This is a genomic window from Shewanella sp. HL-SH2, assembly GCF_051164935.1.
GTDB classification, from domain to species: domain Bacteria; phylum Pseudomonadota; class Gammaproteobacteria; order Enterobacterales; family Shewanellaceae; genus Shewanella; species Shewanella glacialimarina.
The window spans coordinates 2,403,538-2,425,117 of record NZ_CP195035.1; the positions used below are offsets into that span (position 1 = coordinate 2,403,538).

Genomic DNA, 21,580 nt, shown 5'->3' on the forward strand with positions numbered 1-21,580 from the left:
CATTAAGGTTTTAATTGTTCTTAACCTTAATGATATTCCTAAATGAGCTTTTAATGCTTCTGCATCAGTTATCATTTAAGGATAAATAGATTCAATGCAAACGCCATCATATCGCCAGTTATTTAGACTACAAGCTTTCGGTTTTGCTGTACTCACAAGTGTCAGCAGTTTTCAAAGCATGGCTCAAGATTTAGAACCCCGTAGTTACACCAACATACCTATTGATATGCACTTTTTAGTAGCTGGCTATGGTCGCTCACAGGGCGGCTTATCACCTGCGCCAGAAGTGCCTATCGAACAATCACAAATTGAAATTAATGCTGGCATTATCGGTTATGCCACTACATTTGATTTAGGTGGCAGTTCATCTAAGTTTGATGTGGTTGCCAGTCGTGTCTGTATGGCCGGTTCTGCGGTATTTCAAGGTGAGTATGTTGAAGCTGAACGCTGTGGTTATGCTGACCCCGTCCTTAAATTAACCTGGAATTTTTATGGCGCGCCAGCGTTAACTCGACAAGAGTTTGGTCAATACCAAGAAGGGCTAGTTATGGGAGTGAGTCTGCAAGTGACTGCACCTATTGGTGAATATGATCCCAGTAAATTAGTCAATATTGGGGCAAATCAATGGGTGTTTAGACCTGGTTTTGGTGTGTCTTTTCGACAGGGAAACTGGTATTACGGTGCTAATACCACGGTGCGCTTATACAGTGACAACGATGAGTTTTATAACGGTGTACATTTAGACAAAGCACCGCAATATTCTTTGCAAGGACATTTGATTTATAGTTTGGCCAGAGGCCAGTGGTTATCATTAAGTGGCAATTATTTTATCGGTGGTGAAACCAGTAAAAATGGGATTGAAGCCCATGATGATCAAGATAATTCACGTTTTGGATTAACGTATTCATTAGCTTTAAATCAACATCATAGCGTAAAATTTTATGCCAATACTGGTGTAATCACTCGTATTGGAAATGACTTTGACTCATTCGGTGTGCTTTGGCAGTACGTTTTATAATTTTATTTTACTTTACTTCAAGGATATTAACTCACTATGGCTGGTGCAAGCTTACTGACATTACTAGATGATATTGCAACCATTTTAGATGACGTTGCTGCGATGAGTAAAGTCGCAGCACGTAAAACCGCAGGCGTGCTGGGCGACGATTTAGCATTAAACGCTCAGCAAATGTCTGGGGTCGCGTCAGAACGTGAGCTACCTGTAGTTTGGGCGGTAGCGTTAGGCTCTTTTCGCAACAAGTTAATATTAGTGCCGGCGGCGCTAGTAATTAGTGCATTTATTCCCTGGGCTATTATGCCATTGTTAATGTTTGGTGGATTATTCTTATGCTACGAAGGCTTTGAAAAATTACATCATTCTTATCAGCATAAGCCTTCACGGGATAAACCTTCTCAAAAATCGGATGCTGTCGAAGTTGAACAGAAATTGTCCATGGATGTTGCTGACTTACAAACCTATGAAAAAGAAAAGATAAAAGGGGCAATTCGCACCGACTTTGTACTTTCTGCAGAGATTATTGCTATTAGTTTAGGTGTGGTCGCTGAGTCTGATTTAATGAGTCAGTTTTTAACCTTATCGGTTATCGCGGTAGTGATGACCGTCGGCGTGTATGGTTTAGTCGCGGGTATTGTTAAAATTGACGACCTTGGATTCTATCTCAATAAACGCCAAGGTGAAGGGCTTTTTAATCGAGTAGGGCGATACATTGGGCTTAAATTAATTATCGCCGCGCCATATTTAATGAAAATGTTAACCGTGGTGGGCACAATTGCAATGTTTATGGTGGGCGGTGGTATTTTAACCCACGGTATTCATGTGGTTGGAGCCTATATTGAACATGCTGCTGTTTTGGTTGAGCAATTAGAATATGTTGGTGGCCTATTGAAAATGCTCACGCCAAGTATTCTAAATGCCTTGTTTGGTATTGTTGCAGGCGCGATAGCGTTAGCGATAATGAGTTTAATACAGAAGGTAAGGGCATAATTAGTGTTAGTGTTAGTGTTAGTGTTAGTTTCAGTGCCCCCGTTTTGTATCGGACATTATTAGCTAGTCGTAATAAAATTATTAATTTGGCATTAACAAAAAAGCATAGCGTAAGGCTGACAAAGTCTCACGCTATGCTTTGTTACTCATTTTAAAACCAATTTATGTCAATTGATTTTACCGAGTCAATTTACTTTCTAGGCTTCGACGGTGGCACTATTGCCGCTGTCATTATCATTTAACGTTTTTGGGTTTGGACCATATTCATTATCTTCTTTACTATCGAAACAGAAAACAACGAGTAAGAATAATGCACCCAATAGCGGAATTAATGCGATTAATAGCCACCAGCCAGAATGATTGGTGTCATGTAAACGTCTAATGGCGACCGCAATACTTGGAATAAGCACCAATAGGGTATAAATACCACTTAGCGTACCTAATCCCATTATTTCATTGTAGCTACCAATTCCCATGTCGACTAGCGATAATACAAAGCTAACGATGAAGTTGAATAAAGCAAACATCCAATATTCTTTACGGCGGGCACGGCCACTAAATACAAAATATTTTTTTAAAACTGTTAAATACCATTCCATTGTTTTTTCCTAATCCCAATTTTTTATAATGCAAAATTTGCATATGCTTTTGTAACAATTTTACCGTGAGTTAACAAGTAAAAAACCTATAAAAATACCGTGACATCTTTCAATGTCACGGTATTAAGCTGTTAAATTATCTGGATATTAATAATAGCTTAAGTTGATATAGTTATTGGCTTAACTGTTCAGTGACAATAGGGTAGTGATCCCATACATTTTCATCTGTTATTGAACGAACCAATTTAACGTATTCAGCATGTGTCCACGCAAGTGGGGTGGCTGAGTTTGTGCCTTGGCCCATTTTGTAGTTATAGCGAGTGGCATTGCCCACACCATCCCAAGCTTGTTCTGGCAACATTAACCCTTCATTGGCAAACGTTTCCATGCCCTGCACATAGGTTAAGATAAGCTGTAATTTAGTTTTTGAATTTAGTGTGCCAGATGCTTTAGCCAGTGCTAATTCATAGTGGCCGCGCTCACCGGTAAAGAATGGCCAGACACGTCCGCGTTGCTGTTCAGTATTGCCCTTTTCGGCATAACTTAATCCGGTGACAATATCTTCACCATAGCCATCGTTACCATAGCGGCGATAACCTGGCACAGTGCTGCCATCTTTGGCGGTAAATTCATATTTTACCCTCAGGTTATCGTCTAATTTGGTATTATCAATCAGCAACACGCTGTTTTTAATAATAGGGTCTTGGGCATTCTTAACCCCATAGCGGACTAACTCTAAAAAACCGCCATCTAAAATGGTACGTTGATCAACGCCTGTTTTACCATTGTTATCAAGCAGTTTATCTGCCGAGTTAGGGGTGCCATTAGGGCTAATGCGGACATAGTAAGGGGCAACTTCAGCGTGCTGGTTTATAGCAAAATCACCTGTATTAGCCACCATAGTGGTTTCTAATTCAGCTGCTAGTTTACGGGCTGCACTTAAATATAGAGTGCTTTGCGCATCTTTCGCTAACACTGCTAACTCGCTTGCCGCAACTAAGCCTGCAATAACGGCAGCAGTGGTCGACGGAGAGTATCCTGCTTGTTCTTCCCAGCGCTCTTGTTGAGTGCTTGGCGGGGTAATTTTAGTCTCATTCCAATCTAATTTAACTTTGCCGCCTGTGATTAAGAAATCAGCTGCAGGTTTAAGCATGTCATGATACCAGTTCACCGTTTCGGCATCGGTTAATACACCCGCTTGCCACAGTTTCCAACCTAACATAATAGGCATGGCGGTTTGATCTAGCTGTACACCCACCCATTCAATTTCGCCATCAACATGGGTTTTTTGTAAAAACCAGCCGGGCGTGCCCTCATAGCCAGGTGTTTGAGCGGTTACTTGGACTTTTTTCAAATACTCAAATGCGACTTTAGGCGTTTGCGTATCGCCCATGGCTAAGAATGCCATTGCACATTGATAGAAATCACGCGGCCATACCGCTTTATAACCCGTACTGCCGACTTTAGCTGAAACGATATCACCCCAGGGGTTAGACAGTGAGGCAATTAAGGCACCCGCATGGGTTTTATCTTCCTGCGCTTTTAGCACTAATGCACTGGTGTAAAGTAACTTGCCACTATCGGCAGTGTTAGTCGACATATTATTAAGGGGTGTTAGCGAGGCTAAATAGTCTTTCCAGCCAATATGTTTATCATCACCAAGATAGGCGCTTAATACAGCGTCATAACCGGTTTCAAGGGTGATGTTAGCATTGTTTAGGCTTGCCTCTTTATTGTGACCAAAACCGATAGCAAAGTTGACCGTATAGCTGTTGCTTTTAAGGGTAGGATATTGCGCCGTTAATGCGACATTTCCTACGGTTGACTTGTCTTTACTGGTACTTTGATACAGCTTATCAAGCTGTCCATTATCGGCTAAGTCGACTAAACCGTCTGAGGTGCCAACAAAACCCACACTGGCTTTGACGTAATCAATATCGGATTTAATGGTTAATACCGATGAATCATCAGCACTGGTATAAGCCACCAAGGCATCATTTTCAATACTGGCAATATCATTTGCGCCGCTATTGTTTATGTGTGGGTTAGCATAAAGATAAGGAGTAATACCATCTTCAAATGCGGTAAAAACCACCTTCATCATTAAGCTGTCGCGGTTTGGATCGGTGAAAATATGTTTTTCAATCTTGTATTTACCGTCTTTATCCGTGTTAACAATTTTATAGGCCAAAGATAATGGTCGACCTTGGTCGTCGGTATGCAGATATTCAATAGCACTGTTGGTATTCTCTTTTTCAGTATCAACAAAACCATTACCCACAATCACAAATTGCAATTCTTTTAGCTGTGCATTGTGGATCATGCCGAACATGGTTTCTGTTAAAATACCTTGGGCGACTGAGAACCACACTTTACTGACAGGGTTAGCTTCGCTGTCAACATACTGGCCATTGGAATAAGGCTCATAGGAAGTGCCAATACCGGTTTTTCCTGAAAATGCCCACACAGGATCCGCTCCCGGAGCGCCAGGTGCAATATGAGTCACTGTGCTAGCGATAGGCTCATCTATTGGTGCCGTTGTGCTATCTGAACAGGCGCTTAAGCTGAGTAGCGCAAGGCTAATTGCACTGGCAACTGTTGTCTGCTTGATAAGTGATTCAATTTTTGACATTGAGTTCCCCAATTTCTTATTGTTAATTATGTGTATCAACTATTTTTATAGTCGCTATGAAGGCACTTGTTTGAAATTTTTAGCCTTTATAAAACGGTAACTTATTGTTTATTAATTACTTATTATTGAGTGTGTTTGTTTTGATCAACAAATAGCACGGCTATGCCTGAAATCATCATAAATACCCCACCTAATACCACGGCATATATTGGCTGACCATCAAAGAATATTTTCAGTAATAATCCTAAAATACTGGCGGCCAACAGTTGGGGTATCACGATGAAAAAGTTAAAAATGCCCATATATACACCCATTTTTTTCGGTGGAATAACCCCCGATAACATGGCGTACGGCACAGATAAAATAGAAGCCCAAGCGAAACCGACACCTATCATCGGGATCCACAATTGAGTCGGGTCTTTAATAAAGTAAAAACTGATTAAGCCAAAGCCGCCTAAAAACATATTGATAGTGTGAGTAAACTTAATGCCGACAGCTTTGGCTAAAAAAGGAATAATGATTGCCGCAATGGCAGCAAAGCCATTGTATGAAGCGAATAACATGCCGACCCAATCAGCGCCGTCATTATAGGCTTGGGTAACCACGTCAGTAGAACCATAATGATATGAGGTGACCGCGGCTGTGGTGTAAATCCACATGGCGAATAGGGCAAACCAGGCAAAAAACTGCACTACAGCCAGTTGTCGCATTGCTCTTGGCATGTGGAATAAGTCGTCAACCACGTTAAACACTAATCCCAAAGAACTGCGTGCTTGTTGGTTTTTGTTTGCCAGTTTTATTGAACAAATGAGTTGCAAAGGACCAAAAGCAAAAATGCCTAAACTTAAGATATAAAGCTGTTTATCGAGATCTTGAGTCACAATGATGGCAGTAAATATTGCCCCAATCGCCATCCAAATCATTGCGCCATTTCGATACTGGCTTACGCTGCGCTGGTTTTCCACTAGCGGTTGCAGTTGATCAGTTTCTTGCTGATGAAAATCCGCCAATTCTTCAGGAGAGTATTCTTTACTGGACACAACTGTCCAACCAACAGCTAGAAACAGTACCGCGCCACCAAAGTAGAAAGCGTAGCGTACTGAGTCGGCAATTTCACCCGCAGGTGCGGTATTGGCGACATCAAAATAATTAGTCAAAATATAGGGTAATGCTGATGCAATTACCGCGCCGACACCAATAAAAAAGCTTTGCATTGCATAGCCCTGGGTGCGTTGGTTTTGCGGTAAATTATCGCCCACAAAAGCGCGAAATGGTTCCATGGCGATATTAATTGAAGCATCCATAATCCATAACATCCCTGCGGCGATCCATAAGGTTGGCGAGTGGGGCATGATGAATAACGACAGAGTGGTAAAAATGGCACCGATTAAGAAATAAGGACGACGGCGACCTAAAAAGTTCCAGGTATTATCGCTTAAGTAACCAATAATGGGTTGGACAATTAATCCGGTGAGCGGTGCTGCAATCCATAAAATAGGAATGTCGTCTATCTCAGCGCCTAAGGTTTGAAATATTCGGCTGACATTGGCATTTTGCAGGGCAAAGCCAAATTGAATGCCTAGAAAGCCAAAACACATATTAAATATTTGCCAAAAATTGAGCTGAGGCTGAACTTGTTTATTAGGAGCATGGTTATTTGCCGACATTTTTTATCCTTATTATGGGTAGGCGGTTGTTCAGTCGTTAGATAAAAAAAAGCGAATACACATCTCCCTAAGACGGGTATTCGCCAATGACCTAATATCCTTATTCAGCAAACAAAACGCTAAACAAAGTTAATCGAGGTACTCCAAAGCCGATACTTGCCATAGTCTGGTCAGTATCAGAAACGACCTAGCCTTCTTCATCTCCACAAGCGAGAGCGAATTTAGCAGGTTTTATAGTAGCCTCGCTGTCTGGATTTGCACAACTGAATACATACGTATTCATCAATTATAGGTAACTTAAGTAGCACATTCTCGCTACATTTTTTAGCTTAATACTCAAGCCAATATTCTTTAGCAAGTCTATGTTATTTAATTAATTTAAATCTAATCGCTGTACCGCCACTGGCGGCCATCGTTAACGTCAGCGTGTCTTTAGCTGAAACCACTTTTTGTTCAATAACATAGTCGTATGGGTTAGTTAACCAATCAGCCTTGTCACCATCACGATAAATTTGTGCCTGGTATTGCGAATTTGCAGTAAAAAAGTCTAAAGCAATATCGACACTGCGTGGGGTTTCATCGGTTAATCCACCGATAAACCAATCATCATTTTTACGTGATTTACGTGCAAAAACCACAAAGTCACCCACTTCACCGGCAAGGGCTTTTGATTCGCTCCAATCGGTTGGCACATCTAAAATAAATTGAAATGCATCTAAACGCTCAACATAGTTGCGTGGTAAGTCGGCAGCCATTTGAATAGGGCTATAAAGCACCACATAAAGCGCCAACTGCTTCATTAAGGTTGTTTGCACTCGATTAACCGCATCTAAGCCAGCAGGCGCAAGATTGAATATGCCTGGGGTAAAGTCCATTGGGCCAGACAACATGCGAGTGTAAGGTAAAATTGCAGTGTGTTCAGGGTTATTAGGCGGTGAACCCCATGCATTAAATTCTTGACCACGTGCGCCTTCACGGGCTATCCAGTTTGGATATGTGCGGCGAAGTCCGGTATCTTTAATCGGTTCATGGGTATTAATACTAATACCGCGCTTAGCCGCTTCGGTGACACTGTGCAGGTATTCATTAACCATAAATTGGCCATCGTGCCATTCATGGCGGGTAATACCGTGTTCATCAACCCGTTTAATATCACCGCCATCGGCAACATAACCGGTTTTAATTTGGGTTACGCCATGCTTTTTATATAAGTCGTAGGCATCGCTCATTTGCTTGCGATAATTGGTGACTGAACCTGAGGTTTCATGGTGGCCAATCAAGCGTACATTTTTACTTTTGCCATATTGGCTAATCACATCTAAGTCAAAATCAGGGTAGGCTTTAGTAAAACTGAATACATCGCCGTTATCGAACCAACTGCCGTCCCAGCCTTCATTCCAACCTTCAACCAATACGCCATCAAAACCATACTTGGCGGCAAAGTCCATGTATCGCTTAGTTTCACTAGTGGTTGCGCCATGTTTAGGCCCGCTGCCCCAAGTGTTCTCATTTAAGTGCATTCCCCACCAAATACCCACGTATTTACCCGGTTGCACCCATGACACATCACCGAGTTTATTCGGCTCGTTAAGATTAAGGATAATATCTGAGTTAAGCAGTCCTGGGGCATCTTTAGCAATTTGAATAGTACGCCAGGGTGTTGAAAAACCTGGCTGGGTTTTAACCCTAATACCGTCGGACCATGGGGTTAAATCTGCGCGTAAAATACCATCGCGACCTTGATTAAGGACCATAGCCGCATAGTCGGTGAGGGCAGCTTCATGAATGCTTAAATGCAAGCCATCAGCCGTTCTAAACGTCATTGGGGTGTGGGCTCTATCGATTTTATCCAGCGAGGTTGTTCGGTATAAATACTCGTAACGGTTCCAGCCACGACCGGGGATCCACCATGCGGTAGTGAGTTGCGGATCGGGTATGGCAAATTCAGTTAATTCGTCAGTAATATCCAGCTTGGGTGTTTTAGCCAGTCCAGCTTGTTTTGGCACTAAGTAGCGAAAACCAATACCGTCGTTAAAGGCTTTAAATTCAATATCAAAGTCGACTTTGCCATTACTGAGCGTCGCGACAATACGATTGTAATGGTCACGCACATTTTCACGCTCGCCCCAAGGTAGCTGCCAGGTTTGATCAACACTGTTACTTTTAACCTCTTTAATGCTGAAATCCACGCCAAACTCACCCAACTGCTGGAATACCAAGCCCAGTTTGCTTGGGTTAACCACGGTGTTACCGTTAAATTTAACCTGATATTCAGGACGACCATTGTCGTCGGTCAAACTGACTGAAATGTGTTTATCAGGGGAGACGACTTTTACGGTTTCAGCTTGCGCCATGTTTGGAATGGCCAAGCTAAGTAGTGAGACAGCATAGGACATAGCAACTAAGTTAGGTGTTAAGCCTAACTTAGTTGCTATGCCAGCGGGGCGAATTGTCGTGGTTGATGCCGTAAAATGAGCTGAGCGGGTTGATCTAGTTGAGTCAGCGCGCGCCATACAAAGTCCTTGTTGTTTATTTTAATATTCAACAAGCAATATATGACGCTTTACGATTTTACCGCAAAGATCTGCATACGTATTCAGCACTTATTACTGATCTCACCGGTTCCCTCAGCGTTACGATGAGCAGCTTAAGTGCGACAGTCCACCGATCGCAAAAAACTCAGATGCCTTAAGTCGATAAAATTTATCTTCTACTTCCTGAGGCTGCTCGGCATAAGGTTGAGTCATCACAGCCTGCAATTCTCTAACAAGCGAATAATTGCCCTCGCTTGCTTGGTTGTAGGCTGGCACCAGTAACCATTCACGCAAAGTGTATTTAGGGTTAACCAGTGTCATCTGCTTAATGATTTCTTCACGGGTGCGAGGCTGGGCTGAATTGACATTGTTTTTTGCATCTGCACTTTCACCAGAACTCACATCAACATCCGAATCAGCTGTGCAATCCAGTAATGACTGCCATTGGTTTAACCAGGCTGACCAGCGCTGCTCAAATCCTTCGGGAGCGTGTTGTAGGTCCTGGTAAAAACTTTTTTTCAGAGGAGCAATATTGACCGGTAGTGCTGAGAGTTCGCGGAAGAACAAGGTGTAATCAACAGGTGTTTGCATCATAAGCGTTTCAAGCTCTGTCAATAGCGAAGCATTGAATGTGTTAAGCCCAAGTTTTGCGGCCCACATCTGCTGCATTTTTGTTTGTATTTCGCTCGAAAAGCCATTTACTAACTGTTGGAGTTGCTCTAAGTCAACGGGTGTACTGACTAATAATGGACTTAATGCCGTGCAAAACATCAGAAAATTACGTTCTGCAGCCACGCCTTGATTCAAAAACGCAAAGTGCTGACCGCCGCCTGTCCAGGGTTGATATTGTGGGTTAAACACATCGCAAAATCCGAAAGGACCGTAGTCGAGGGTGAAACCACCGGCGGCGCAATTATCACTATTAAAGTTACCTTGGCAATAACCGACACGGATCCAGTTTGCCACCAATGAAGTCAGGCGGTGACGGAACTCGGTTGCTAGCAGCAACACCTTGTCGTTGATACTAAGCTGTGAGTCGATAACATCAGCGTATTCACGATCGATTAAGTGTAATACCAGTTGTTCAAGCTCAGCCATCGCTTGCGGATGTTCCTGCTTGCGCGCACGGCGACCGAAAAGCTCGAGTTGCCCCACTCGAATAAATGATGATGCCACACGCGTTGAAATCGCAACTGCCTCCGTAATCATTCTGTCAGGATCTTGCGAACGCGAACCTTCAGAGTACCACGGCCGTTTTACCGTCTCGGTTTTCGACACATACAAACTTAGCGAACGCGATGTTGGTACACCCAGCGCGTGCATGTGCTCCTGTGCTAAAAACTCACGGACACTTGAACGTAACACTGCACGACCGTCTGCACCGCGACAATATGGCGTGCGACCACCACCTTTAAGCTGCATTTCCCAGCGTTTTCCCTTGATGACAGCTTCAAATACAGACATAGCGCGGCCGTCACCATAGCCGTTACCGGTTTTGAACGGGCATTGTTGAATGTATTCAGTGCCAAAGATAGACAAAGCATAGCCACTTGCCCAACCAAGTTTACTCATGGGTGCTGGCACATTTGAGAGGTCGCCGGAAAACATATTCATAAAGTCGGCTGACTGCGCCATGCTGTCTGCAAAACCCAAATCTCTAAATAAGCTGTTGCTATGCACTACATATTCGGGGTTTTCGATAGGCGTCGGTTTAACGGTGACGTAGTGTCCGCTAAATACTTGGCGCGGCGCATAGTCGATGCCATTTTCTTTTGCGTCAGGATCGCAGTTGAGCGTATCCATGAATGAATAGTTAGCCAATTTAGTGAGGTCGTCGATGGTATTGACGGTCTCGGCAGTTGCAGAAGTGTCCTGGGAGAGTTTATGTGTCATAGGGGTACCTGGATGATTGAGTGCAAGGGCTATTTCCCCCTAGGGTATTGCGCATCGACGATTTTTCGATTTATTAAATTGTGGTTAGTATACTAGATATCATTGTTTCACAGCCAGTATTGGTGGTCTTGCGTTGATACCGAGTCTGGCTGTGGCATGTATTTGATCACAATCAATTATATGTATTTAATAAACTTTTAAAAACTTGAATTGCTTTGGGATTAGGCCGAAATTATCGCCATTTAATCAATGATTAGTAAGCTTCGTCTTCACCATAAACATTAACCGTCAGTTCGCCATTAACGCTTTCAGAAACCAGGAAATTAATGGGTTTACAACACACCTGGCAATCTTCAATGTACTCTTGCCCCATGTCGGATGAATCAATCAGAATTTCAATAGCTTTGCCACAGTAGGGACAATCTATAAGTTGCTCAGTTAATTGGTTCAATGTTATGCGCTCCTGCATTGCCTAAATCTTGACTGTAAAGTAATTATCTGACGTCTAGTGAAATGACTCTTATGTTGATGTCAGCCACTTAAGTTACTTCTCATTTGTTACTTATCGTTAGTTACTTATCATTTTATATTGGTAGTGGTAACTCAATTTATCATCTTTTTATTCGAAGAGGGGGCAATTTTAATACTTATTCTGGCATTAAATGTTTAAAGATATATAAATCGCTAAGTACCATAAATGGCGAGCAGTAATCAGGTGCTAAAAGCGTTAATCAAGCTTACGCAGTCATGCGAATCATGCGAGTAGGGGCACTCGGACAGAGACGGCAATTATTTTTGATCCCAATTATTTTTCGATCTAACTATTTTTAACTCTAAGTGTTTTTGAATTGATGTGTTTTAGAATCTAAGTATTGTCGAATTCAAGCGTTTATGACAGGAAATTGTTGATGATTTTAGCGCTGTTTTGCCCAAATCCACACACCGCTGCTGGCAACTAACAACAAGGCAAGGGCGAATAAATCCCACAACCAGATTGTTAACGCACCAAATAATCGACCACTATGTAAGTCTAGCATGACTCGCTCCCAGGTTAAGTGAACACTACGGGCATTGAGCTCGATAGTTTGCCATTGTGATGGCACTAATTCATTTTTAGCCATTGGGGCTAACCAAGCAAAATCAGCATTGGCTGGTTGTGGCGACCATTCCAGTAAATCGACATCACTTAAAAACAGCCCTTTAGCAGTATTTATCCACACTCCAGCATCAGTATTAGCCAGAGCCAATATGCCCTGTGGAAGTCCGGTACTTGGGCCTTGGGTTTCGTAAAGCTCACCTGCTGCTGAAAACAAATACACATGCTTAGCATCAACGGCCACCAGGGAGTTTCCAACCTGTGTAGCACCAATTATTGGTAACTGACTTTCCAGAATAAGTTTGTCTTTCAGCCAGAGTTGGCGGTCTGTAGCCGCCACTAATCCTTTACATTGGGAAGGCGATGCCGCATTAGCGGTCACATTGGCGTCAGAAGCAGATCCTGTAATCGAATCAAGGCAAAATACCGTTATTTGTTGCGGTGCATTGATGCCGTAATAGTCCAGCAACCAAGCCTGTTTCACCTTGGCTGTATCTAAGTTGAAGTCTTGGCTATGATTAATGGCCACACCTGTGAGGGCTAATAATAGAATAAACAAGCCACTGAATAGACCCAGTCGACGATGCCAAGGACGCAGTGCTCTGAGGATTTGATATTTAATCCCTTGGCGTCTCAGTTGTTGGTTTGGGCGTCTACTTTTTGTCATTATCTTTGCTCGTAATATCTGTCATTGCTATGGACTAATTCTCAGCTTTATTAACATGGGCATCGAGCCACAGTGCAATACGGGATAATTTGGTTAAGGCGCGTACAGACAAGGTTGCCCCAGTAATGCCATCAATATGCCTGTCGAGCTTATTATCAGCATTAAGCTTGGCAGCCTTAAATTGGTCGGTAAAAAAATCATGGCGCACCTCATCGCCGCGGCTTTCACGGTAAACTAGCACTTTTGTCTGAGCTATCTCAGCAGCCTTGACGTGAATGCCTACCGTTATCAGGGCTTCTTTACCAATTTCATCCAAAATCCACACACTGGCGTCATCTTTTTGCCAATAACGCACCCGCATTTTATTAAAACTGTGGGATAAAATATCTTCAATAGCCGCTTTGGCTTCATCATCAAGCCAAAACACCTTAGCTTTAGGTAATTCGCCTGCAAAAGCCTGTCTGATAAAATCCTGAGAAGATAAATATTGAGTGGTTTCGGCCTGAGCCTGAGGCATTAATAAACTGATACCAAGTACGATGCAGTAAAGTAATCTCATAAATCAATGGAGCTCTTAGTTAGGGTCGACTAATTAGAATCGGTTTAATTAGGCACTATTTAAAAAGGCACATAAAACAAAGGTGCCTATCATACTGAAAAATTGATAGCCACCCCAAGTGTTTTATGTGATTAAGCCCAAAGGCTTATATCCACAGACTCAATTACTTAGAATTGATAGCCAACGCCTAAGTTAAAGCCGTCTGAATCAGCGGCGCCACCGATGTTTTCATAGTCTGCTTTAAAGACTACGTTTTCATGTAACCAGTAGTTAATACCTACGTTAGTTTGCTTTTTCTTAGTGTCTGCATCGTCGCCCGCATTGTTGTCCCACTCGTTGTAACGAGCGAATACGCCAAACTGGTCATTGATGCGATAAGAAGGCTCGATGTAGAAGCCGTTTTGCTTATCACGGCCTAAGGTTTCAGCTTCTTTACCATCGATATTCCACTGAGCGTAAAGCGCTTTAACAGAGAAGTTTTCGATGTTGTAGATAGCATGAGCTGTCATTAATGTCGCTGATGCAGTATCAACGCCAGCTTCACCCTGGGTTAAATCTGATTGATATTGTACCGTCGCTGCAAGCTCAAGACCTGGCACCGCAGTGTACTTAACACGGCCGGTATAAGCTAAATCTTCGCCTTTGGCTTCAGAGACTTTTTGGCGACCGTTACGGATTTTATAACCTGAATCTTGGCTTAGATAAAGACCTGAAGTCACAGCGGTATCAAACGCAATGCCAGGAGCCGCTTTAATATTTAAGTTAAGACCACCTTCCCACCACGTTGCTGGGATGATGTCTTTTTCAACAGGGTTACGCTCAACACCGTAGAAAGTTGTCGGTTCGTGAGTTTCGTTGATGATACCCACTGGCATCAGGAATAGACCCGCTTTACCGGTGAACATGTTATTAAAGTCATGTTCGATATAAGCTTGCTCTAATTCCACTTCGCCTTTTTTGCCTTCACCAGCAATTGAATGCTCAACTTCTAATTCAGAGAAGAAACGTGTTGTGCTGTTAAATTCATGACCCACAAATAATACGAAACGGTGGAAATCGAATTCTTTCTTATCTGTGTTATTCAGATTGTTAGAGATGTTGTTGTAGTGCAATTCACCATAACCACCAATAGTGGTGGCAGATTTGCTTGATGCAGTAGATTCAACAACATCAGCGGTTTTTTCCACACGTTGTTCTGTCTGTTCAAGGCGTTTTTCTAAATCTTTTAATACTTTTTGCTGCTGTTCAATAATTTTACGTAGCTCTTGAGTCTCCTGTGACGCAACGGCAGAGTGGCTTGCAAACATGCCCAATAATGCTGTAGCAAGTAATGTTTTCTTCATCATTTTCATCTCAATTAATAGTAAAAGTGGAAATTACACGGATTCTACCAATTGATATGAATAATGCAAACTATTCGTATTTGGAATTATATTTAAGATCACATTAATATAAATAATGTAATATTAACAATAAGATAAAATTCTGCTTTTGATGACAATTACAAGTCAATTTGGTTCACAGAAAAATAGATGACCTTAACTGGATTAAATTTCAGTGGCTAATCTGTATTAGCCACCTTTTTCCGTAATCGAGGGAGCTTGCAATGAGCGCTATTTTACAATGCTTAACAATGTAAAAATCAAAGGGGTGGCATCGATTGCGATCATTTTTAGCTAGCAGGAATCATCATGATTTAGCTTTTAATAAATCACGTATTTCCGTTAGTAATATTTCCTGTGCAGTCGGTGCTGGTGGTGCTTTAGGCGCTGCCTGTTCTTTTTTCTTTAATTTGTTAATGCCTTTTACAATCACAAATATTGCCAATGCAATGAGAGTAAAATCAATAACGGTTTGGATAAAAGCCCCATAACTTATCACCACAGCTGGCGCATCACCAACCGCATCTTTTACCACAATGGCTAAATCAGTAAAATTTACTCCACCTAATAAAACGCCTATCGGAGGCATAATAACCCCCGCAACTAATGCAGTGACAATCTTGGCAAAAGACGCGCCTATGACAATACCAACAGCCATATCAACTACATTGCCTTTTACCGCAAAATCTTTAAATTCTTTCATCATGCTCATCGTACTATTCCTTTATAGCTGAAAATCGATTATGTGAATATGTGATTATGTGATTTGCAAGGTACAGATGACTTATAGGGCAGTGTCTATACCACGTCAATTTTAGTCGGTAACTTTCACATCACATAAAAGACTAGAGGAATTTATTTTTTATGGTAGTTTTTTATAGGCAACGTCGGCTAAGCCTCTGTTCTGATAGCGCCTTTTAAAAGGCGGCGAATGTCTTTTGTATTGCTGTGATGATAAATAGGGCACTCGCCAGCGACTCTTACAAGGCCGGTAAAGCGTGCTCTAGCATGGCGCAGCGTATTACCTCACGGCTCAATGAGAGTAAGTTGATGTGAAACCTGTATGTTAATTTTTATCTGAGGATATGATTTGTTTTTATAAAAATGCAGCTGGTACATTTGGCGGTGGAAGGAATGTTTTAGAAAGCCCTTGTAGATGTTTATTAAGAAATAAAAAACCACCATTTGATGATGGTTGTGGACTAATCATAGCGGTGTCACCGTTATGCTAACAGGACATTGTTGTCATGCAAAATATCCCTACGTCAAGTCATTGAATATGGAATAATAAGATTTCTGCCTTAGCCAATATCCATTACAATCTCATGTCTAACTCATTGTGAATTAATAACACACACTGAGATGCAAACAGCATTTTAGGGCCTAAATTGATATGTTGAGTACCAAGACGCTTCAAGCTATTAAAGCTCTTTTTAGGCATAGGAATATGATCGGTGAGTAGAAAACACACATTATGAGCAAACTCGACTTCCCGTACTGGGGTGCCTTTTTTCTCCAACATATACAGCTGATAATGTTCAGCTAACTCTTGGATTAACTTTTCAAAACTGACAGTGCGCACAGTAATACCAGATTCAACGACACGGGACTGCTCTTTACTCATGCCTTTAGAGGCATCTAACGCTTTGGCGATTTTAGCGGTGAGATTTTGTTCATGAAAGCCGCCAATATTGCGCAGTTCGCTTGAGGTAAAACTGATGGTGCGGGAAAAGTCATTAGTGCTTTCAAGCACCAAATGCACCACTACATCGTCGCGGTATGATTGCGCCACAAAAATCGTGTTCATTAGTACGTGGGCTAAAATCTCGGTGTGGGCTTCTTGGCCAATGCCTGCTAGAAAAAGTTTGCTGTCGACGGGAGCCGCTCTGGCTCGTAAAACAAAGGCGCGCATGAAAATATCCTATTGAAATAAAAAGACGCAAAAAACACCGATAAATTATGAAGGCTATGCGCAATATTAGGATTCGCATAAAGATAATAAATCCTCATGGCATTATCTCAGTTTTACTACAGGCTGTAACGCTAAAATTGATTTAAGGGTGTGTTTGATTGATATAGACAGAAGACGATTTAAGCCGTTTGTGAATGGTATTAATCAAAAGGAAAGGGACTCTGTTACTCGTATAACACAACGCAATTACGCCCATTTGACTTAGCTTGATATAAGGCTTGATCCGCACTGTCAATTTCTTTTTCAAGGCCACTTGAGCTAAAAGCATGATAAATGCCGATACTTGTGGTGCATTGAATGGCTTCGTTATTACATTCAAATGTCAGTTGTGCGATGTGTTGCCTTAATGAATTTGCGATAGCAATGGCTTCATCCTTGGTCACATTCGCGAGGAAAAACAGAAATTCTTCTCCCCCCCAACGGGCTAAAATATCGTCTTTTCGTACTTGAGATTTTAATGACTTTGCCGCAGCGGCTAATACTTGATCGCCACACGTATGGCCGTAATTGTCATTTATTGCTTTAAAATGATCGATATCGAGTAACAAAAAAGCACGACCTTCTGACTCTTTAGGCTTAAATGTGCCTGTTATTCTTTGGATAAAAGCGCGCCGATTTAGCAATCCGGTTAATTGATCCGTTTCTGCTTTACGTTTTAACTCGCTGATTAGTTGCAGGTGTAAATTCATCCATCTATGGATCCCAAGGCTCAAAAGAATAAAGCCTGAGGTTTTTAAAAAATCATCAAGGTTACTGTTACGAACAGTACTTTCTACAAAAAATTCTTCTGTTAAATTGTACTGGTCAAGCCAAACTGGACACTTTTAGTTGAGAATTTTCAAACTCTACCGGTGACAGATCACCATTAGCAGAATGAAGTCGCTCCAAGTTGTAATATTTCATGTAAGCAGTCACATCTTGCTTCATAAACTCCCTTGTTGGTTGAGCAACGTTAAAAATCCAATCGTGTTTCAAGCTGCCAAAGAAACGCTCAACGACTGCGTTATCCCAACACGCACCCACATCACCCATACTGGCTCGGATACCATAGCTCGATAGCAGCCTACCGAATTGCTTACTGGTATACTGTGAGCCTCGGTCACTGTGAAATACCAGCCCTCTGGCCGGTTGGCGCAGGTTGTAGGCTTTCATTAATGCCTTGGATACCAAATCTGTAGTCATGCGTTTGTCTATGTGCCACCCAACAATCCGGCGTGAATATAAATCCATTACCACTGCTAAATACATCCAGCCTTCACCTGTCTTTAAATAGGTCACGTCACCCGCCCAAACCTCATTAGCCGATACTGGGTTAAAGTTCATGTTTAACAGGTTATCAGCCACTGCATCTGAATGTTTGCGCTGTGTAGTCACCTTGTAAGCTCGTCGCTGGGTAGCTTTGAGTCGAAGGCGGTGCATAATTTTACGAACGAGATAGCGACCAACCTGGTAGCCTTCCTTGCGCAATTTCTTCACCATTTCACGATTTCCTAAGCTGCCTCGACTTTGCTTAAATAGCTGTCTAACAAGGCGATAAAGCTTCAGTGTTTCAAGGCTTATCACGTTTGCTGGGCGTTTATGCCAATCGTAATAGCCTGACTTACTGACACTCATTACTCGGCATAAGAGTGCGATAGGGAACCGGTTAGATTGCTGTTTGATGAAGCGAAATTTTACTTCATTTCTCTCGCAAAGAAGGCGCTTGCCTTTTTTAGTATTTCTTTCTCCATGCGTAATTCTTTGTTTTCTCTACGCAATCGTTTCAACTCATCACGCTCAGATTCTTCTAAGGTGATACCTTGTTGCAGGGCTTGGTGTTTTTCCTTCCAGTTGTAAAGCAGGCTAGTGCTAACCCCAAGAGACTTTGCTGCATCAGCAACGCTATAACCTTGCTCTAGCACCATCAAGACGGCTTCATCTTTAAATACCTGCGGATAACTCTTATGTGATTTTTTTAGACTCATATTGACCTCTTAATTTATTGACCATACTGTCTCAAAATTAAGTGTCCGATGGAATTAGACCAGAACAAATCCATAAATGCAGACATGCTGTAAAAGGCTGAACCAAACAGCATTAGCCAATATATTTTCGGAAACACTTTGAGAGGGTTGATGTAGTACATTACCGCAAAACAAGCGATCAGCATCGCAATTTCAGCGACGAATTCAATTAAATCTGCTGGCCAAGAAAAAGTATAAATAGTGATTTTGTAAATAAAAGCCAAAACATAAAGCAATATAATGGTGTGTTGAGTTTTATATTCCATAAGCGCCCTATGGGTCGAAACCGATAAAAATAGATATCTTGCTATGATTTTTATTGTGTTTCGTTAAGCATAGCAATAAGTGACAATATTGCTCTATAAATGGACTAATTAGGGCATAGAATAATAATCTGCTAGTGGACTTAGTCTTAGAGATATTAAGCTGTACGGTAGGGTTCGAGAGGCTGAAAGAAATTGTTGTGGCTTATTCTGCAAGTTAAATGTTGCGATAATGCTTATGACCAATAATTCACAATCTGCGGCAGCAAGATACGCCTTTGATTTATCAATACTTGATCCCCTAGCCAGTTTTGCCAAGCGAGGGGGTACAGTAAAGATGCTTATGGTGAAACGCTCAATATAACCGACTCTAGTGGTTGCAAGCTGATATTAATTGTTGCATTACCCTGCTTTTGTGGTGTTAATTTTAGCTGATATGTCGATCCGCTCAGTAAGTCAGTTAACTTAACGTGAGTATGAATGTTCCACTTTTGCATAAGGTTTTTGGGGAGTTCAAGGCTAAATTGCTTGGCTTCATGCTGGCTAAAGTTACTGGCTATAATCAATTGCTGCTGCTGGTTATAGCGGCTAAATGCAAACACTTTATCGTCATATCCGACCACGTTAAGTTTGCGCTGATATGTATCTAACTCTTGATACTCACCTTTTAATGCTGTTGCTGTGTGGCTTAAATTTAATAGCCGTTGATAATAGTGGCGCAGGGCTTTTTCTTGCGCTGTTGATTGTCCTCCATCAAATTTGCCGTTATTCATCCAACGTTGATGCGCCGGTACGCCAATATAATCAAAAATACTGGTACGAGTCGGCTGACCAAAGCCTGCGTGTTCAGCGCCTTGTTCGCCAACATCTTGTCCGAAATAAAGCAAAGTGGGGGAGCGGCTAATTAAGGTTGAAACCACCATAGCCGGTAAGGCTGCTTCTGCTGAACCCGCAAAGTCAGTAGTGTTAATCCGCTGTTCATCGTGGTTTTCTAAAAAGTGCAGCATATGGGCTTCAATGTCGGCGACTTTTGCCTGGTCGATAGCAATTTGTGCGGTACTAGCCTTATCTTGAATGATGTTTTTGAGGGTATCGTATAAATCGACTTTATCGTACAGATAGTCCATTTTGCCTTGTTGAATATAGGCGCGATAAAGACTTGGGTTATACACCTCGGCGAGTAAAAACGCATCGGGTTTGGTGTGTTTAATGTGACTGTTGAGATAGCTCCAAAATTCTACGGGCACCATTTCGGCCATATCGTAACGAAAACCATCAACCCCTTTATCTAACCAATATTGAGTGATGTGCTCAAACTGACGCCATGAATCTGGAATGTCCTTATTGGGTTGCGACTGCCAGAATAGATAATGTTCAGCAGCTGATTTTGTGTCAAAGTCATTAGGCAAGGCAGGGAAGTCATGGCTGCCATCGGGCTTAATACCATAATTAATTTTGACTGTTTCATACCAGTCATTAGCGTCCGGTTTGGCTAATCTCGAGCCATTACCCGTCCATTTGGCGGGAGACTCTTTGAATAAGCGGTCACTCAGTGGATTGACTTCGCCATTTAATGGTTGATATCCATTGGCTGGGTCAGGGACTTGAAAATTTTCGCCAACGACATAATAGAAGTTGTTATTTTTACTGTAGGTTTGAGTTTTATCATCTTGAGCGCCAAAATCTTCTACACCTGCGGGCGAGGATAAGGATTGATAATTACGCGCCACATGGTTGGGTACAATATCGATAATGACCTTCATTCCTTGCTGATGGGTGCGGGCAATGAGCGATTCAAACTCGGCTAAACGGTTGGCTGGGTCATCTGCTAGATCAGGATTAACATTGTAATAATCTTTTACTGCGTAAGGTGATCCCGCACGGCCTTTGACTACGTCAGGGTCATCGTTTGCTATCCCTATTGCAGTGTAGTCATTAATGACGCCGTGGTGGGGAACGCCTGTATACCAAACATGGGTTGTGCCTAACGACTTAATGTCTTGTAATGCCACATCGGTGAAGTCGCTAAATTTACCCACGCCGTTTTCGTCAAGAGTACCCCAAGGCTTGTTGGTTGTGTTGGTATTGCCATATAGGCGGGTGAACACTTGATAAACCACCGCTTTATGGGGCAGTTGAGCGGCAATGTCAGCACTTTGATTTTGTGCTGATGTGGTATCAATAATAGATCCTGTTGCAGAAGGCTTGTCACCAGAGCAAGCCGTTAAGCAACCACTGAGGATGAGTAAAGTGGATACACGAGACAGAGTTAAGGGTAATGGCGTTAAATTCATATTAGGATTCTTAT

At 42.1% G+C, this 21,580-nt stretch carries 17 protein-coding genes; 2 read left to right on the forward strand and 15 right to left on the reverse strand.

All coding sequences use genetic code 11. The annotated features are described in order from the left end of the window. Positions 1-94 precede the first annotated feature (94 nt). Together ACRWP9_RS10465 and ACRWP9_RS10470 are read left to right on the forward strand one after the other, a co-directional pair. Positions 95-1,018, forward strand: coding sequence for a transporter (locus ACRWP9_RS10465; protein ID WP_434925965.1), 924 nt, complete (start codon positions 95-97; stop codon positions 1,016-1,018). A gap of 36 nt (positions 1,019-1,054) precedes the next feature. Then, entirely contained in the window at positions 1,055-2,005 is a 951-nt protein-coding gene (locus ACRWP9_RS10470; protein WP_434925966.1) for a DUF808 domain-containing protein, read from the forward strand. A 197-nt stretch (positions 2,006-2,202) separates the two neighbouring features. Here ACRWP9_RS10470 and ACRWP9_RS10475 read toward each other — a convergent pair whose 3' ends face one another. From ACRWP9_RS10475 to ACRWP9_RS10545, 15 genes are all read right to left on the reverse strand, one after another. Further along, positions 2,203-2,604, reverse strand: coding sequence for a DUF805 domain-containing protein (locus ACRWP9_RS10475; protein ID WP_226410072.1), 402 nt, complete (start codon positions 2,602-2,604; stop codon positions 2,203-2,205). A 172-nt stretch (positions 2,605-2,776) separates the two neighbouring features. After that, complete coding sequence (locus ACRWP9_RS10480) at positions 2,777-5,236, reverse strand: glucan 1,4-alpha-glucosidase (RefSeq protein WP_434925967.1); 2,460 nt, start codon at positions 5,234-5,236, stop codon at positions 2,777-2,779. A 122-nt stretch (positions 5,237-5,358) separates the two neighbouring features. Continuing rightward, positions 5,359-6,903, reverse strand: a complete 1,545-nt coding sequence (locus ACRWP9_RS10485) for an MFS transporter (protein WP_434925968.1) — start codon at positions 6,901-6,903, stop codon at positions 5,359-5,361. 365 nt (positions 6,904-7,268) lie between these two features. Continuing rightward, complete coding sequence (locus tag ACRWP9_RS10490) at positions 7,269-9,299, reverse strand: glycoside hydrolase family 97 protein (RefSeq protein ID WP_434929025.1); 2,031 nt, start codon at positions 9,297-9,299, stop codon at positions 7,269-7,271. A 237-nt stretch (positions 9,300-9,536) separates the two neighbouring features. After that, positions 9,537-11,330, reverse strand: coding sequence for a protein adenylyltransferase SelO (locus ACRWP9_RS10495; protein WP_434925969.1), 1,794 nt, complete (start codon positions 11,328-11,330; stop codon positions 9,537-9,539). A 253-nt stretch (positions 11,331-11,583) separates the two neighbouring features. Beyond that, entirely contained in the window at positions 11,584-11,781 is a 198-nt protein-coding gene (locus tag ACRWP9_RS10500) for a CPXCG motif-containing cysteine-rich protein (RefSeq protein ID WP_434925970.1), read from the reverse strand. A gap of 463 nt (positions 11,782-12,244) precedes the next feature. After that, positions 12,245-13,093, reverse strand: coding sequence for a PepSY domain-containing protein (locus ACRWP9_RS10505; protein ID WP_434925971.1), 849 nt, complete (start codon positions 13,091-13,093; stop codon positions 12,245-12,247). A gap of 34 nt (positions 13,094-13,127) precedes the next feature. Beyond that, positions 13,128-13,610, reverse strand: a complete 483-nt coding sequence (locus tag ACRWP9_RS10510) for an FMN-binding protein (RefSeq protein WP_434929027.1) — start codon at positions 13,608-13,610, stop codon at positions 13,128-13,130. Positions 13,611-13,819: 209 nt separating this feature from the next. Beyond that, on the reverse strand, positions 13,820-14,995 hold the full coding sequence (locus ACRWP9_RS10515) for a porin (protein ID WP_434929028.1): 1,176 nt from the start codon (positions 14,993-14,995) through the stop codon (positions 13,820-13,822). A 346-nt stretch (positions 14,996-15,341) separates the two neighbouring features. Further along, on the reverse strand, positions 15,342-15,746 hold the full coding sequence (gene mscL / locus ACRWP9_RS10520) for a large-conductance mechanosensitive channel protein MscL (RefSeq protein ID WP_434925972.1): 405 nt from the start codon (positions 15,744-15,746) through the stop codon (positions 15,342-15,344). A gap of 603 nt (positions 15,747-16,349) precedes the next feature. After that, entirely contained in the window at positions 16,350-16,946 is a 597-nt protein-coding gene (gene trmY, locus ACRWP9_RS10525; protein ID WP_434925973.1) for a tRNA (pseudouridine(54)-N(1))-methyltransferase TrmY, read from the reverse strand. A gap of 224 nt (positions 16,947-17,170) precedes the next feature. Continuing rightward, complete coding sequence (locus tag ACRWP9_RS10530; protein ID WP_434925974.1) at positions 17,171-17,695, reverse strand: GGDEF domain-containing protein; 525 nt, start codon at positions 17,693-17,695, stop codon at positions 17,171-17,173. A gap of 115 nt (positions 17,696-17,810) precedes the next feature. After that, positions 17,811-18,970 (reverse strand): IS3 family transposase gene (locus ACRWP9_RS10535; RefSeq protein WP_434925975.1). Its coding sequence is split into 2 segments (ribosomal slippage): positions 17,811-18,721 and positions 18,721-18,970, totalling 1,161 coding nucleotides; the frame shifts between segments, so codons are not numbered across the junction. 14 nt (positions 18,971-18,984) lie between these two features. Further along, positions 18,985-19,275 carry a hypothetical protein gene (locus ACRWP9_RS10540; RefSeq protein ID WP_434925976.1) on the reverse strand — a complete coding sequence of 97 codons (291 nt, stop codon included), beginning with the start codon at positions 19,273-19,275 and terminating at the stop codon, positions 18,985-18,987. Positions 19,276-19,613: 338 nt separating this feature from the next. Continuing rightward, positions 19,614-21,566, reverse strand: a complete 1,953-nt coding sequence (locus ACRWP9_RS10545) for an alpha-amylase family glycosyl hydrolase (RefSeq protein WP_434925977.1) — start codon at positions 21,564-21,566, stop codon at positions 19,614-19,616. Positions 21,567-21,580: the final 14 nt, after the last annotated feature.